Genomic DNA, 16,751 nt, shown 5'->3' on the forward strand with positions numbered 1-16,751 from the left:
TGAAAAACGGTAAGAGAAACAGGCACGCCTGGTAACTGTTATTGAAGATAAGACGCGTTCTCATAACGCACTGACTTCAGATAATGACGCGTCCATTAGGCACAGCATGGCACCATCTGTTTTTGTACTCTCCTGACATCGAACCATAGGAATAATAGAGAGGAACCTGTTTATCAGACGCCTCCTGATGCAAAGAGGTAAGATTCTTCCACATCAGCATCGTCCCCACTGCGCCCGCATTGCTGTCCATCCGGTAGCCAATATTGATAAAGTCCACAAACATGCCAACCTGGCTATTTACAGAGACCAGTAATTGCAGCCCGATTGGCTCATTGTTCAGGAACATCATATGCCCTTTGAAGCAGTGCTGGAACTCACGGAAAAAGGCTTTATTGATGTCTCTTTCAGCAATTGGCTGCTCCCGTCTCGCGCGATATAACGCTTCGAAAACCTCAAAAATATGCTCACCCTCAAGATGATTTACATTAAGCAAACTTCCGCCATCAGCGAGGAATTTTCTTAATTCGCGTTCGCGGGTTGAGACAGTTTTTCGTGAGAAGTCGACAGCAGGATTTTTCGTCAATGCTGCTTTATTCTTGCTCAACAAACGATAAGACGCATTAAGAAACGTATTACCGTGCAGATGATGCAACGACTTACAACGAAAAGGCAAAAGGACCTTTGTTTTGGTGTCGCGACAAAAGGGTATATAAACGGATGTTGATGGAGTCAGTAGCGCAGGAAGCGAACGCTGAGGGTTTTTACCATCGTTAGCGAGCCAGCCTTTTTCAACGCAAACGCTCCCTGCCACAGTCCCTTTCACCTTATAGGCATAAAACGTGAAAGGCTGCTGATGGCGCATCCGGAAAGCGATAAATTCCGGCGCTGACTCACAGTTGTACCCAAAATCATCACACGCTTTTTGATAGTCGTTAAAAGAGCACTGCTCCCATTTGAAAAATTTGGGGATCAACATGGCAAATACGCACTTATATTAGCGAAAAAGGTTCACAGTACCTGTCGGCACGCCGGAACAGCATGGCCTTAACCAATTCCGCATTGTAATGTTAAGCACAACAACAGAACAGTTTGTTATTCGCGACTTTATATAATAATGGCCTCCCGTTTAGATTTCGTTGATTTTTTAGCAATGGTTTAAAATAACAGGGCGAAACCTGACGAGTAATATTAAAAACAAGAGTAACGAGAAAAATAAACAATTTGATGAATAGCTAGCTAAAACCAATTAAATATGAAAAACAAATTAACTTATAATTAATCTTTTTTAAATGGATGATCCATTGGCAACACAGCATTCTTATTTTTTATAAAATAAACTTTTCATCTGATTCAGAGCAGATCTGGAATATTACAGCGCCGTTTAAACCTGTGGGCTGTGATGACGCATGGCCGAGAGCCACAGCCGCATTTAGACGGGGTGCGAATGGTGGCGTGAGACAGAAAAGGCGCGCTGGTCAGGCTGTTGCAATACAACACTCTCTGCATCAGCTTTACAGGCACATCGTGTAAACACATGCGATGTGAACTGGACGTACTGCAAAAAAAAGCCCCTGCCAGAAGTGCTCTGCTTATGGCAGATGCTCCCGACAGGGGCCTGAGCGCTCAGTCTGCGCTATTTATGCGCAAGGATTTGCGCATGCATCTCCTGCACCGAAATGACTTTTTCGGTTGGATCGGCATTTAGCGCCATTGCCGTTGCGAAGCCACCGTTCAGCGTCGTGTCGTAATGCACCTTATATTGCAGTGCGCTGCGACGAATCAGCTTGGAGTCTTCAATCGCCTGACGACCTGCTGTGGTATTTACGATATAGGCGTACTCACCGTTTTTCAGGCGGTCCTGAATGTGCGGGCGGCCTTCGTGAACCTTATTCACCAAACGCGGGTTAATACCGGCCTCGCCCAGTACCACAGCCGTACCGTGCGTCGCATCCAGTTCAAAACCAAACTTCTGCAACTTCGCCGCGAGGTCAACGATACGTTTCTTGTCGCCTTCACGAACGGACAGCAGCGCACGTCCGGTTTTCTTCATGTTGCTTTGCGCACCCAGCATCGCCTTGGCAAACGCCTCGGCAAAGGTACGGCCCACGCCCATGACTTCCCCGGTTGAACGCATTTCAGGTCCCAGAATCGGGTCAACGCCCTGGAATTTGTTAAACGGCAGCACCACTTCTTTGACAGAGTAGTAAGGTGGAATCACCTCTTTGGTGACGCCCTGCTCCGCCAGCGTTTTGCCTGCCATTACGCGGGCTGCCACTTTTGCCAGCGGAACGCCGGTTGCTTTTGACACGAACGGGACGGTACGCGCCGCACGCGGGTTAACTTCAATCAGGTAAACTTCGTTGTCTTTGACCGCAAACTGTACGTTCATCAGGCCACGCACATTCAGCTCAAACGCCAGTTTTTCAACCTGCTGACGCATGACATTCTGAATATCCTGACTCAAAGTGTAGGCCGGCAGAGAACAGGCCGAGTCACCCGAGTGAACGCCAGCCTGCTCGATATGTTCCATGATACCGCCGATCAGCACGCGCTCACCGTCGCAGATAGCATCCACATCGACTTCGACGGCATCATCCAGGAAGCGATCCAGCAAGACCGGCGCATCGTTGGACACTGACACCGCCGTCTGGAAATAGCGTTTCAGGTCGATTTCGTCGTAGACAATTTCCATGGCGCGTCCGCCCAGGACATAAGACGGGCGGACCACCAGCGGATAACCAATGCCCGCCGCTTTTTCAACCGCCTGCTCCAGCGTGGTGACGGTGGCGTTAGCTGGCTGCTTCAGACTCAGACGGTCAACCGCCTGCTGAAAACGTTCACGGTCTTCTGCGCGATCGATGGCATCCGGGCTGGTGCCAATGACCGGCACACCTGCCGCTTCCAGCGCGCGAGCCAGTTTCAGTGGCGTTTGTCCACCGTACTGCACGATAACGCCTTTCGGTTTTTCGATGCGCACGATTTCCAGCACGTCTTCCAGCGTGACAGGTTCAAAGTAGAGGCGGTCAGAAGTGTCGTAATCGGTGGACACGGTTTCCGGGTTACAGTTGACCATGATGGTTTCATAGCCATCTTCACGCAGCGCCAGTGCTGCGTGGACACAGCAGTAGTCAAACTCAATGCCCTGACCAATACGGTTTGGTCCGCCACCCAGCACCATAATCTTGTCGCGATCCTGATTAGGATGAGCTTCGCACTCTTCTTCATAGGTGGAGTACATATAAGCGGTGTCTGTTGCAAATTCCGCCGCACAGGTATCCACGCGCTTATAGACTGGGTGAAGATGATGCTGCTGACGCAGTTTACGAATCTCGCCTTCCGCGACGCCCGCCAGGGCTGCCAGACGTGCGTCGGCAAAACCTTTGCGCTTCAGCGCGCGCAGGAAATCCGCGTTAAGGCCATTGATGCCTTCACGCGCTACCTGCTCTTCCAGGCGAACCAGCTCTTCAATCTGCACCAGGAACCAGCGATCAATATTGGTAAGATTAAATACGCCATCGACCGACATGCCTGCACGGAACGCGTCCGCGATGTACCAGATACGATCCGAACCGGCATCTTTCAGCTCACGACGAATGCGGGTCAACGCTTCCGCATCATCCAGATGCACTTTCGGGTCAAAACCATTAGCTCCCACTTCCAGACCACGCAGTGCTTTCTGCACCGACTCCTGGAAAGTACGGCCAATCGCCATGACTTCACCCACCGATTTCATCTGGGTGGTCAGACGGTCATTCGCACCGGCAAATTTTTCAAAGTTGAAGCGAGGAATTTTTGTCACGACATAATCGATAGACGGCTCGAACGAGGCTGGTGTGCGTCCCCCAGTGATATCGTTCATCAGCTCATCCAGCGTAAAGCCTACCGCCAGTTTCGCGGCCACTTTGGCAATCGGGAATCCGGTGGCCTTCGATGCCAGCGCTGAAGAGCGTGACACACGCGGGTTCATCTCGATGACGATCAGACGGCCATTTTTCGGGTTCACCGCGAACTGGACGTTGGAGCCACCGGTTTCCACGCCGATCTCACGCAGTACCGCCAGCGAGGCGTTACGCATGATCTGGTACTCTTTGTCGGTCAGCGTCTGTGCGGGCGCCACCGTAATGGAGTCACCGGTGTGAATGCCCATGGCGTCAAAGTTTTCGATAGAGCAGACAATGATGCAGTTGTCGTTTTTGTCACGCACAACTTCCATCTCATACTCTTTCCAGCCAATCAGCGATTCGTCGATTAACAGCTCGTTGGTGGGCGAAAGATCGAGTCCGCGTTCGCAGATCTCTTCAAACTCTTCGCGGTTATACGCGATACCGCCACCGGTGCCGCCCATAGTGAACGACGGACGAATAATGCAGGGGAAGCCGACATCGGCAGCCACCGCCAGCGCTTCTTCCATCGTATGTGCGATACCGGAGCGCGCCGTATCCAGACCAATGCTTTTCATCGCCACGTCGAAGCGGCGGCGGTCTTCCGCTTTATCAATCGCATCGGCCGTGGCACCGATCATGGTTACGCCAAACTCGTCAAGAACGCCCTGACGTTCCAGCTCCAGCGCACAGTTCAGCGCCGTCTGGCCGCCCATGGTTGGCAACACCGCATCCGGGCGCTCTTTCTCAATAATCTTACGTACTACTTCCCAGTGAATCGGCTCGATGTAGGTTGCATCGGCCATTTCCGGGTCGGTCATAATGGTCGCCGGGTTCGAGTTCACCAGAATGACGCGGTAACCCTCTTCGCGCAGGGCTTTACAGGCCTGGGCACCGGAATAGTCGAATTCGCAGGCCTGACCGATCACAATCGGACCGGCACCAAGAATCAGGATGGATTTTATATCTGTACGTTTTGGCATGATTAGCTCCTGATTACTTTGCTTTCGAACGGAATGCGTCAATCAACTCGATAAAGTGGTCAAATAACGGTGCGGCATCACCCGGCCCCGGGCTGGCTTCAGGATGGCCCTGGAAGCTGAACGCAGGCTTGTCGGTGCGATGGATACCCTGCACGGTTTTATCAAACAGCGAAATATGCGTTACCCGCAGACTGGCGGGCAGATGGGTTTCATCCACCGCAAAGCCGTGGTTCTGTGCCGTAATCATGACGCGATTGTTATCGAGATCTTTCACCGGGTGGTTACCACCGTGGTGACCCAGCTTCATTTTTACGGTTTTTGCGCCGCTGGCCAGTGCCAGCAACTGGTGGCCAAGGCAAATGCCAAACACCGGAATGTCGGTTTTCAGAAAGGCTTCAATCGCCTCGATGGCGTAATCGCAGGGCTCCGGATCACCCGGACCGTTTGACAGGAAGATACCATCCGGATTCATCGCCAGAACGGTTTCGGCGGGCGTTTTAGCCGGGACAACCGTCAGACGGCAGCCGCGGTCGACCAGCATGCGCAGAATATTGCGCTTAGCACCATAATCGTAAGCCACAACATGGTAGGGCAGCGCTTCTGCTGACGTCTGCGCAGGTAAATCCCCTTCCAGCGTCCAGCTCCCCTGCAACCAGGTATAGGTTTCTGCCGTCGTCACTTCCTTCGCCAGATCCATCCCTTTCAACCCCGGGAAGGCCTGCGCTTTCTGTAAGGCCAGAGCGGCATCCGGATTGTCGCCCGCGATAATGCAGCCATTCTGTGCGCCTTTCTCGCGCAGCAGACGCGTCAGCTTACGTGTATCAATATCGGCAATAGCAACAATGTTATTGCGCTGCAGATAGGCTGACAGGCTCTCTTCGCTGCGGTAGTTGCTGGCAATAAGTGGCAGGTCGCGAATGACAAGCCCCTGAGCGTGAATCTGACTGGATTCTTCATCGGCGGGGTTGGCACCAACGTTGCCGATATGGGGATAAGTGAGAGTAACGATTTGACGAGAATAGGAAGGATCAGTGAGGATTTCTTGATAACCAGTCATTGACGTATTGAAAACGACTTCCCCCACTGCCGACCCTGTAGCCCCGATGGCCCGACCGTGGAATTGGGTTCCGTCTTCCAGAACCAAGAGCGCTGACTTAATCAAAACATCCTCCAGGGAATAAACAGTCACAATATCTGCATATTAATTCATAATGATGATCTGAATCAATGCAAAAACGGCCTGAGTGGTCAATTTTTGGCAAATTGCGCGCATTCTAATGATCGCTCTGCTACTTGTCCACCCTGAAGCCACTTTTTTAACATCTTTTCAGGCTCAGAGCGGAAAAAAAGAGGATAAGGGACAAAAACAGGGACAAACATCATCGAATAATCGTTTGCTCATCGTGGAGAAGCATTATTCTGCCTTAGAAGGCTATGAATTTTGACCAAATGGTCAAAATTAACAGGTTTACCGTTAAGATGAAGAGAGAAGAAATAAGTTTATGAGCATTTATATAGAAAAAATAAACAAGAGGCTTATTTTTTTACAAAATTAAGGGCAATAATATTATTGCCCTTTTTCAATCAATGAATTAGCGATTGAAATCACCACATCACACAGGTAAAACCCATTACAAACTGGCTAAATCAAGGACATCACGCATATCGTAAAGCCCTTTTTTCTTCGCACTTACCCATAATGCCGCCTTAACCGCGCCATTAGCAAACGTCATACGGCTTGACGCCTTATGAGTAATCTCTACACGCTCTCCCTCGTCTGCAAACATGGCCGTGTGTTCGCCGACAATGTCACCGGCTCGCACTGTTGCAAAACCAATGGTTTGAGCCTTACGTTCGCCGGTGTGCCCTTCGCGACTGTAAACGGCATGATCAGCCAGTTTCCAGTCCATGGCGTCGGCAATGGCTTCCCCCATGGCCAGCGCCGTTCCTGAAGGAGCGTCCACTTTGTGACGATGATGCGCTTCGATAATCTCAATATCCGCATAATCGCCCATCACGGTAGCGGCTTTCTCCAGCAGCTTCAGAACCAGATTGACGCCAACGCTGAAGTTCGCCGCAAAGACAATCCCCGTCTCTGTTGCCGCATCACGAATCGCCGCCTTACCGGCTTCGTCAAATCCGGTCGTACCAATAATCATTGCCTTGCGGTGTTCACGGCACAGTGCCAGGTAGGCCAGCGTCCCTTCGGGACGGGTGAAATCGATTAAGACGTCAAAATCATCCATCACAGCACGCAGATCATCGACAACGGGAACGTCCAGTTTGCCCACGCCCGCCAGTTCACCAGCATCGGTGCCGATTAATGACGAGCCCGGACGTGCCAGTGCCGCGCCCAGATCCACGCCGTTGGCATGAACGACCGCCTGAATCAGGTTACGGCCCATGCGTCCCGGCGCACCCACGATGGCAATGCGGATATTCTTCATATTTATTCATTCCTAAAACAAAACTATGCATGCAAGCGCAATCAGGTTAACCATGAGATAACAACTGCGCCACTTTTTCTCGGGGATAATAAGAATTTTTATGCCAGGCGAAGGCGATTATCAGTAAAAGCAATTTCACCTCGTCGTTGGCCGGGCGGCGGATAGCAAAAAGGCCGAACAGAGTCGGCCTTTTTGCTACTACAGGTTTGTTGTCACTGCACGTTGCGGACATCAACCCGCAACTCTTTGGGGACTTCAAACACGATATTTTCTTCCCGCCCTTCCAGGACTCTGGCTTCGCCGCCACCTAACGCCTGCAGACGGCTGATAACATTCTGCACCAGAATATCCGGTGCCGATGCACCCGCGGTGACGCCAACACAGCAGGCCGCGGCGATCCATTCGGGCTGGATATCCTCTGCATCGTCGATCAGATAAGCCGCTTTACCCATGCGCTGCGCCAGTTCGGCCAGACGGTTAGAGTTTGACGAGTTTTTAGATCCGACTACCAGCACGACATCCGCCTCTTCAGCGAGTGCCCTTACCGCTTCCTGCCGGTTTGTCGTGGCATAGCAGATATCATCTTTACGTGGGCCGACAATTTTCGGGAAACGGGCACGCAACGCATCAATCACTTCAGAGGTATCATCGACCGACAGCGTGGTTTGCGTCATGAAAGACAGCCGGTCATGATCTTTAACGTCCAGTTTCCAGACGTCATCCGGGGACTCCACCAGATACATGCCGCCCTTGGGGTTATTGTACTGCCCCATGGTGCCTTCGACTTCCGGGTGCCCGGCGTGACCAATCAGCACCGACTCTTCGCCCCGGCGGCTGGCGCGCGCGACTTCCATGTGCACCTTGGTCACCAGGGGGCAGGTCGCATCAAAGACCGTGAGATCACGGCTTTTCGCTTCGTTACGTACCGCCTGAGAAACGCCATGGGCAGAGAAAATCAGGATAGCACCATCCGGCACTTCGCTGATTTGCTCAATAAAAATTGCGCCGCGCTGGCGCAGGCTGTCCACCACGTAGCGGTTATGTACCACTTCATGACGCACATAGACCGGCGCACCAAACAGCGTCAGTGCGTTTTCAACAATGCTGATGGCGCGATCGACGCCAGCACAAAAACCACGTGGATTAGCCAGCAGAATTTGCATGGTTCGCCTCCAGTACCGGATCGATTTCCAGCACCTCAATGTCAAACTGAACGCGATGGCCTGCCAGCGGATGGTTAAAATCAACGGTGATTGAATCACCATTGATTTCGCGAATCACGCCCGGCATTTCACTGCCGCCCATGCCGGTAAACAGCATAATAGCCCCAATCTCAGGCTCGCCCGCTTCATTAAAGTCGCGACGCGAAAAGTACTGGATCAGATCAGGACTGACACCGCCAAACGCCTCTTCCGGTGCCAGTGAGAACTGATGTTTATCCCCGGCTTTTAAGCCCAGCAGTGCCTGTTCCAGCGCGCCGGACAGGCTACCGTCACCCAGACGAAACAGCGCAGGTTTACCGCTGGCGCGGGTGGATTCCGCCACTGAGCCATCTTCCAGCTTCAGAACGAAATGCAACAACACCGCGCTGTCGCGCTGTACAGACTCAGTCATGGTTTACCCTTTTTTAACCTGCTTGCTGGACGGATTAAAAAATCCCTCCAGCACCACCAACGCCGCACCGATACAGATGCCGCAGTCAGCGATATTAAATGTAGCAAAGTGCCAGTTACCGATATAGAAATCGATAAAATCCACCACGAAGCCATGATACGCACGATCAAACAGATTACCGACAGCGCCGCCGATAATGAGCGCATAAGCACTGTTGGCGATCTTCTGTTGAGCGCTGTTGCGATACATCATCACCAGCAGCGACACCACAATCGCCAGCGCAATACCGGCGAAGAACCAGCGCTGCCAGCCGCCTTTATCCGCGAGGAAACTGAACGCCGCGCCGTAATTGTGCGCGTAAAACAGGTTAAGGAACGGCATCAGCGGCTGCGTTTCATGCAGCATCATGTTGTTCATTACCCACTGCTTGCTGACAAAATCAACAACGATAACAACCAGCACCAGCCACAGCCAGCGCAATCCGGTGGAGAAAACAGGTCTACTCATCAGGCAAACTTACGCTCTTCACCGTTTCCGGCTACGTTAGTGTAACAGCGACCGCACACCGCAGCGTGCTCAGGGTTCTGACCGACGTCAGTAGTGTAGTGCCAGCAGCGCGGACATTTCTCGCCTTCTGCTTTGTGCAGGCCGATTTTCAGACCTTTTACCAGTTCACTCTGCTGCGCATCAGCGTCGGCCTGAGCATAGTCGGCAACCTCAGCACCGGAGGTCAGCAGCACAAAGCGCAGCTCATTACCCAGCGCCTTCAGCTTCGCCGCCAGCTCGGCATCAGCATACAGCGTGACAGAGGCTTCCAGCGCGCCACCAATGCGTTTATCGCTACGTGCCTGCTCAATCACCTTGTTCACTTCACCGCGCACTTTAAGCAGTTCAGCCCAGTACGCATCGTTCAGCGCTTCGTTTTCAGGCAAACCAAACAGGCCGGTGTACCACTCTTCAGTGAACACATACTTCGCGCGCTCGCCCGGCAAATAGCCCCAGATCTCATCGGCTGTGAAAGACATGATCGGCGCCATCCAGCGCACCAGTGCTTCCACAATGTGCCACAGCGCAGACTGACAGCTACGGCGCGCCAGACTGTCACCTTTCGCGGTGTACTGACGGTCTTTGATGATATCCAGATAGAAGGAGCCCATCTCAATGGAGCAGAACTGCATCAGGCGCTGAATCACTTCGTGAAAATCGTAGTGCTCGTAGGAAGCCACGATATCCGCCTGCGCCGCCTGCGCACGTCCTACCGCCCAGCGATCGACCACCACCATCTCTTCCGGTTTAACCAGAGCGGTGGCCGGATTGAAGCCGCTCAGGTTCGCTAACAGGAAACGCGCCGTGTTACGGATACGACGATAGGCATCGGCAGAGCGCTTCAGGATTTCGTCAGAAACGGCCATTTCGCCCGAGTAATCGGTCGAAGCAACCCACAGGCGCAGAATGTCTGCCCCGAGCTTATCCATCACATCCTGCGGCGCAACGGTATTACCAATGGATTTGGACATTTTGCGGCCCTGACCATCAACGGTAAAGCCATGCGTCAGCACCTGACGATAAGGCGCTTTGCCTTTCATCGCTGTCGAGATCATGAGCGAGGACATAAACCAGCCACGGTGCTGATCCGATCCTTCCAGATACATATCCGGCGTATTACCGCCAAATTCCGGGCGCGCATCCACGACGGAATAGCTGGTCGATCCTGAATCGAACCAGACGTCCAGCGTATCCGGCACCTTCACATAGTTGTCGGCATCATCGCCCATCAGATCGCGGGGATCGAGATCCCACCATGCCTGAATACCGTCCTGCTCAACGCGCTGCGCCACTTTTTCCATCAACGACAGAGTGTCCGGGTGCAGTTCTTCGGTCTCTTTATGGACGAACAGCGCCATTGGGACGCCCCAGGTACGCTGACGGGAAATACACCAGTCAGGACGGTTGGCGACCATGGATTCAATACGCGCCTGGCCCCAGTCCGGGATCCACTGAACGCCTTTAATCTCTTTCAGGGACTGCGCGCGCAGGCCTTTCTGATCCATGCTGATAAACCACTGCGGGGTAGCACGGAAGATGATCGGGGTTTTATGGCGCCAGCAGTGCGGGTAGCTGTGCAGCAGTTTTTCAACATGCAGCAACGCGCCCTTCTCTTTCAGCAGTTCAACGATCAACTCGTTAGCTTTAAAGACGTTAATGCCGTCAAGCCCGGGATAGGTACCGGGCAGGTAAGCGCCATCAGGCCCAACCGGATTCGCCGTTTCCAGACCGTATTTCTGACCGATCACATAGTCATCCGGACCGTGACCCGGTGCTGTGTGAACCGCACCGGTACCGGCATCCAGCGTCACGTGATCGCCCAGAACCACCTTCGACTGGATCTGCGCCAGGAAAGGGTGCTGGAACAGTTGAAGCTCCAGTGCTGCGCCCTGGCAGGTGCCCAGCACAGTCCAGTGGCTGACGCCCGCGCGTTTCATGACGCTCTCAACCAGATCCTTCGCCAGGATTAGGCTGCGGCCCTCAATCTGCAACAGCTGATAGTCAAATTCGGGGTGCAGAGAGATGCCGCGGTTAGCAGGCATGGTCCACGGCGTGGTTGTCCAGATGACCAGCGAAACGGGGCCTTCTGAGGCCGTTACCCCAAATGCCGCACGCACGGCATCCGCATCCACGGCATTAAACATGACATCGATGGAAGGCGACGTTTTGTCATAATACTCAACTTCCGCTTCCGCCAGCGCAGAGCGGCAATCCATGCACCAGTGCACCGGCTTGGCGCCTTTGTGCAGGTGGCCATTACCGATGATTTTGCCCAGCGCACGAATGATATTCGCTTCGGTCGTGAAATCCATCGTCAGGTAAGGACGATCCCAGTCGCCCAGCACGCCCAGACGAATGAAGTCGGCTTTCTGTCCTTCAACCTGTTCGGCCGCGTATTTACGGCAGGCTTCGCGGAATTCGGCGGCGGTGACTTTCTCGCCCGGCTTACCGATCATCTGCTCAACTTTGTGCTCGATAGGCAAACCGTGACAGTCCCAGCCCGGCACATACGGTGAATCGTAGCCCGCCATGCCTTTCGACTTGACGATAATGTCTTTCAGAATCTTGTTAACAGAGTGACCAATATGAATGCTGCCGTTCGCATAAGGAGGGCCATCATGCAGGATAAAGGTTTTTTTCCCTTTTTTGGCTTCGCGGATGATGCCGTAAAGATTGTCATCATACCAACGCTGCAGCATTCCCGGTTCGCGTTTGGCCAGATCGCCACGCATGGGGAACCCCGTTTCCGGCAAATTCAGGGTAGATTTATAGTCACTCATCAGATTCTCGATTCCGTTTTTTGCTCAGGTTACAGGCCAAAAAATTGTCGGGCCGTTACCGTGTCTTTCGCAATTTGCTCTTTCAACGCGTCCAGTGAAGCAAAGCGCTGCTCGTTTCGTATTTTCTGCTTCAATACCACATCAATGTGGCGACCATAGAGATCCATATTGATGTCCAACAGGTGAACTTCAAGCTGTTGGCGTAAACCTTTTACTGTCGGGCGCGTGCCAATGTTGGCGACGCCGGGCAGGGGTTTCGGCCCCAGGCCCTCGACTTCTACCGCATACACGCCTTTGACCGGCGAGACGCAGCGGCGTAAAGGGAGATTGGCAGTAGGGAATCCCAGCGTGCGTCCCAGTGCATCACCGTGCACCACGCGCCCTGAGATACTGAAAGGATGGCCCAACAGCGACTGCGCCAGCGCCAGATTGTCCTCAGCCAGCGCCTGACGCACCGCCGTGCTGCTGATGCGTTTACCGCCGTCGCAAAACGTTTCTGTGCTGACGACGTCGAAACCGTATTCTACTCCGGCTTTCTGTAATAGCAGGAAATCCCCCTGCCGACCAGCGCCAAAGCGGAAATCATCCCCAACGGCCAGGTAGTTCACGCCCAGTTTGCTCACCAGCAATTCGCTGATAAAACTTTGCGCCGAGAGTGCGGCGAAGCGATGATCGAACCGCACGCACAGCACATAATCCACGCCGATTTCTGCCAGGTACCTGAGTTTTTCGCGCAGGCGGGTCAGTCTGGCAGGGGCATTGCCACCGGCAAACAGTTCCAGCGGCTGAGGTTCAAACACCATCACCATGACCGGCAATTGACGCTTCCGGCCTTCTTCCATCAACCGCCCCATCAGCGCCTGATGGCCGCGGTGCACACCATCGAAATTACCAATGGTCAGAACGCAGCCGTGATGCTGCGCATTAAGATTATGAATACCGCGGATAAACTTCATGGCTGACTCAAACCGGTGGAAATCGGCGGATTATACCCTCGAAAGCCGCCGAGGTTAACCCGTGAACACGCCTTTCATGCGTAACAGGCCGTATTTACCGGCACGCAGAGCCACAAAGAGAATTTTGTTGCGAAATACTGTATTCAGGACACAGAAGCTGGTAGAATCTTGCGCCATCAAATACGTAACCGAGTGTCGTGCAGGTTATCACTTGTGAACGACGCTTATTTGCACAAATCCATTGACAACAGAAGGTCCAAAAGGCATAGTCCTCGGCCTTTGATTTGTCTCTATCGAACATATTTGGGAGTTGGACCTTGGCTAATATCAAATCAGCTAAGAAACGTGCCGTAACATCTGAGAAACGTCGCAAGCATAACGCAAGCCGTCGCTCTATGATGCGTACCTTCGTTAAGAAAGTATACGCGGCGATCGCTTCAGGCGACAAAGCTGCTGCGCAGAATGCATTTAATGAAATGCAACCAATCGTGGACCGTCAGGCTGCTAAAGGTCTGATCCACAAAAACAAAGCTGCACGTTATAAAGCAAACCTGACTGCACAGATCAACAAACTGGCTTAATCGCCTTTTGTTTATCGCTTTGTTGAAAGAACCGGCTCTGAGCCGGTTTTTTTATGTCTGCGATTCACCGCTGACCTTCCTCTTTCCCGCTTCCTTGCCGGACAGCCCGCGCAGATGGCGAACCGCTTCAAAGCTCGCCTTTCTGTGACAACGGATAGCCCACGGACGACGGGAAAACGCTATCAGGCATAAGCGGTAGGTGCCCATAATTCAGCCTGTGCCGTCCCGATCCGATATCTGCCCTTTTCGCGTTATCCCCTTACGCAAAAAGGTAATCTGTTATATTCGCCCTGGCTGCATAACCGCGTCGGGGAAGGCAAAAAGGAGGCTTACGCCTCCTTTCGTTTACCGCAGTTTATATCGCAATAACGTGTAACCCAGCACGGCCGAGAGCAGTGAACCGCTCAGAATCCCCAGCTTCGAGAATGTCACCAGCTTTTCATGAGCCGCATCAAAAGCCAGCGAGCTGATAAAGATCGACATCGTAAAACCAATGCCGCACAGCACGCCAATCGCCATGATATCGCGCAACGTCGTGCCATTGGGCAGCACCGCCAGCCTCAGCGTTACCGCCAGCCAACAGAACAGGGTAATCCCTAATGGCTTACCGATCAGCAGGCCAAGGATGATGCCCAGCGGCTCGGGTGACAGCACATCGCCAAAGGTAATCCCTGTCAGGGAAATCCCGGCGTTGGCGAAGGCAAACAGCGGCAGAATCAGCCAGTTCACCCAAGGCATCAAGCCATGCGCCAGATGTTCAGCCGGCGAGTGACCGTCTTTCTCTTCCAGCGGGACAAAGAAGCCGACGACGACGCCCGCAAGCGTTGCATGGACGCCGGACTTCAGTACCGCAGTCCACAGCACCAGCCCGACCAGCATATAAACGGCGATATTACGCACATTACACCGGTTCAGGATGGCCAGCACGACAATGGCTCCTACCGCCACGCTGAGGGACGTGACTGAGAGATCGCTGGTATAGAACAGCGCGATAATGATAATCGCCCCCAGGTCATCGATAATTGCCAGCGCCATCAAAAAAACTTTCAGGGCCGTCGGGACACGGCTGCCCAGCAGGGCCAGCACGCCCAGCGCAAAAGCGATATCCGTCGCGGTGGGAATGGCCCAGCCATTGCGGGCGATCTCATCACCGTGATTAAACAGTAAAAACAGGATGGCAGGCGCCGCCATTCCCCCTAAGGCGGCAATAACCGGGAAGACGGCCCGATCGCGGCTGGCCAGTTCACCCGAGATGAGTTCACGCTTCACCTCCAGACCAATCAGCAGGAAGAACAGCGCCATCAGGGCGTCATTGATCCATAACAACAGATTTTTGCTGATATCCAGCTCACCGAAGCGAATCTGCACCGGTGTCTCCAGCAGCGCCTGGTAGCCCTGAGCGGTAGACGCACTGTTCGCGAGAACCATCGCCACCACGGCAGCCAGAATTAACACCATACCGTTGCTGGCATCACTCTCAATAAAACTTTTAATTAAATGCCTGATACGACGAGGTTTTGACAAAATGCACTCCTCCTGAGCGGAAAACACAATGCTGAGCAGTGTAACGATTCACTGAACCTGATAAAAAGCTAATTTATCCGCTTTTACGTAATGTCGACATTTTGGCGACAGCAAAGAGAAGAAGGAAAGCAGGCAAGAGAAGACAGGGCCCTAAGTAACGGCGTACCTCCGCCCTGGTGCTGGCATAAAAAAAGCGGAGAATGTCCTCTCCGCTTTAGTGACATACGTCCGTGCGATTAGCGGGTTAAATCGTCAAAAAACTTTTTCACGCCGTCAAAGAAGCTTTTGGAACGCGGGCTGTTGTGCTCGCCGCTGGGTCCACCAAAGCTCTCTTCCAGTTCACGCAGCAGCGCTTTTTGCTTGTCATTCAGGCTGACTGGGGTTTCCACCACGACACGGCACAGCAGGTCACCTACCGCACCACCGCGCACCGATTTCACACCGCGACCGCGCATGCGGAACAGCTTACCGGTCTGGGTTTCTGCCGGTACCTTCAGCTTCACGCGTCCGTCCAGGGTAGGCACTTCAATCTCACCGCCCAGCGCCGCCATGGCAAAGTTGATCGGCACTTCGCAGTAGAGGTTGTTCTCTTCACGTTCAAAGATCGGGTGTTTTTTCACCGTCACCTGAACGTACAGATCGCCCGCGGGTGCGCCCTGCTCACCGGCTTCACCTTCACCGCTCAACCGAATACGGTCGCCCGTGTCGACGCCCGCCGGAATTTTCACCGACAGCGTTTTGGATTTCTCGACGCGGCCATGACCATGACAGGCGTTGCACGGATCTTTGATCACCGAACCCCGGCCATGACAGGTTGGACAGGCCTGCTGCACGGTGAAGAAGCCCTGACGCATTTGCACCTGGCCTGCGCCATGACAGGTCGAACAGGTTTGCGGTTTGGTCCCCGCTTTGGCACCGCTGCCGTGGCAGACATCGCACTCTTCTAACGTCGGAATACGGATCTCTTTGGTCACGCCGCGAACCGCTTCTTCCAGCGTCAGCTCCATGTTGTAGCGCAAATCTGAACCACGGGCTGCGCGCTGACGGCGGCCACCACCAAAGATGTCACCGAAAACGTCGCCAAAGATATCGCTGAAATCTGCACCGCCGCCGCCAAAGCCGCCGCCGAATCCACCTCCGCCCATACCGCCTTGTTCAAAGGCGGCATGACCGTACTGATCGTAGGCCGCGCGCTTCTGGGCGTCCGTTAAGATTTCGTAGGCTTCTTTTGCTTCTTTAAACTTGGTTTCGGCGTCTTTATCGCCTGGATTACGGTCCGGGTGATATTTCATCGCCAGGCGTTTGTACGCCTTTTTGATTTCACGCTCGTCTGCAGATTTGGCGACGCCTAAAATCTCGTAGTAATCACTCTTCGCCATTTATTTAGCCCTTAACATGATCGCACGGGCGTGGAGAAAACTCCTACGCCCGTGCTGGTT

12 protein-coding genes are annotated in these 16,751 nt (G+C 53.4%); 1 reads left to right on the forward strand and 11 read right to left on the reverse strand.

The window, feature by feature from the left end; all coding sequences use genetic code 11:
- Nucleotides 1-76: 76 nt before the first annotated feature.
- The 9 genes from GC090_RS17070 to ribF all read right to left on the reverse strand — a co-directional run bounded on the left by GC090_RS17070 (nucleotide 77) and on the right by ribF (nucleotide 13,207).
- On the reverse strand, nucleotides 77-976 hold the full coding sequence (locus GC090_RS17070) for a GNAT family protein (protein WP_324020505.1): 900 nt from the start codon (nucleotides 974-976) through the stop codon (nucleotides 77-79).
- Nucleotides 977-1,633: 657 nt separating this feature from the next.
- Entirely contained in the window at nucleotides 1,634-4,864 is a 3,231-nt protein-coding gene (carB, locus tag GC090_RS17075) for a carbamoyl-phosphate synthase large subunit (protein ID WP_006117641.1), read from the reverse strand.
- 13 nt (nucleotides 4,865-4,877) lie between these two features.
- Complete coding sequence (gene carA, locus GC090_RS17080) at nucleotides 4,878-6,026, reverse strand: glutamine-hydrolyzing carbamoyl-phosphate synthase small subunit (RefSeq protein WP_054634512.1); 1,149 nt, start codon at nucleotides 6,024-6,026, stop codon at nucleotides 4,878-4,880.
- A 469-nt stretch (nucleotides 6,027-6,495) separates the two neighbouring features.
- Entirely contained in the window at nucleotides 6,496-7,311 is an 816-nt protein-coding gene (gene dapB, locus GC090_RS17085) for a 4-hydroxy-tetrahydrodipicolinate reductase (protein ID WP_185199924.1), read from the reverse strand.
- Between the two features lie 212 nt (nucleotides 7,312-7,523).
- Nucleotides 7,524-8,474, reverse strand: a complete 951-nt coding sequence (ispH, locus tag GC090_RS17090) for a 4-hydroxy-3-methylbut-2-enyl diphosphate reductase (protein WP_324020508.1) — start codon at nucleotides 8,472-8,474, stop codon at nucleotides 7,524-7,526.
- Nucleotides 8,455-8,925 (reverse strand): FKBP-type peptidyl-prolyl cis-trans isomerase, encoded by a 471-nt coding sequence (fkpB, locus tag GC090_RS17095; RefSeq protein WP_033740226.1) that lies wholly within the window; start codon nucleotides 8,923-8,925, stop codon nucleotides 8,455-8,457. The genes ispH and fkpB overlap by 20 nt, the downstream gene beginning before the upstream one ends.
- A gap of 3 nt (nucleotides 8,926-8,928) precedes the next feature.
- Nucleotides 8,929-9,432: a signal peptidase II gene (gene lspA, locus GC090_RS17100; RefSeq protein WP_006117636.1), complete on the reverse strand. Its 504-nt coding sequence runs from the start codon at nucleotides 9,430-9,432 to the stop codon at nucleotides 8,929-8,931.
- On the reverse strand, nucleotides 9,432-12,251 hold the full coding sequence (gene ileS / locus GC090_RS17105; RefSeq protein ID WP_324020509.1) for an isoleucine--tRNA ligase: 2,820 nt from the start codon (nucleotides 12,249-12,251) through the stop codon (nucleotides 9,432-9,434). The genes lspA and ileS overlap by 1 nt, the downstream gene beginning before the upstream one ends.
- 29 nt (nucleotides 12,252-12,280) lie before the next feature.
- Complete coding sequence (gene ribF / locus GC090_RS17110) at nucleotides 12,281-13,207, reverse strand: bifunctional riboflavin kinase/FAD synthetase (protein WP_006117634.1); 927 nt, start codon at nucleotides 13,205-13,207, stop codon at nucleotides 12,281-12,283.
- Nucleotides 13,208-13,524: 317 nt separating this feature from the next.
- Here ribF and rpsT point away from each other — a divergent pair, with 317 nt between their 5' ends.
- Complete coding sequence (rpsT, locus tag GC090_RS17115) at nucleotides 13,525-13,788, forward strand: 30S ribosomal protein S20 (protein ID WP_006117633.1); 264 nt, start codon at nucleotides 13,525-13,527, stop codon at nucleotides 13,786-13,788.
- Nucleotides 13,789-14,133: 345 nt separating this feature from the next.
- Here rpsT and nhaA read toward each other — a convergent pair whose 3' ends face one another.
- On the reverse strand, nucleotides 14,134-15,312 hold the full coding sequence (nhaA, locus tag GC090_RS17120) for a Na+/H+ antiporter NhaA (protein WP_324020515.1): 1,179 nt from the start codon (nucleotides 15,310-15,312) through the stop codon (nucleotides 14,134-14,136).
- A gap of 236 nt (nucleotides 15,313-15,548) precedes the next feature.
- Complete coding sequence (dnaJ, locus tag GC090_RS17125) at nucleotides 15,549-16,691, reverse strand: molecular chaperone DnaJ (RefSeq protein WP_006117631.1); 1,143 nt, start codon at nucleotides 16,689-16,691, stop codon at nucleotides 15,549-15,551.
- Between the last annotated feature and the right edge of the window lie 60 nt (nucleotides 16,692-16,751).

The sequence above is a fragment of the Pantoea sp. JZ29 genome (genome assembly GCF_035190385.1).
Lineage (GTDB): Bacteria > Pseudomonadota > Gammaproteobacteria > Enterobacterales > Enterobacteriaceae > Pantoea > Pantoea stewartii.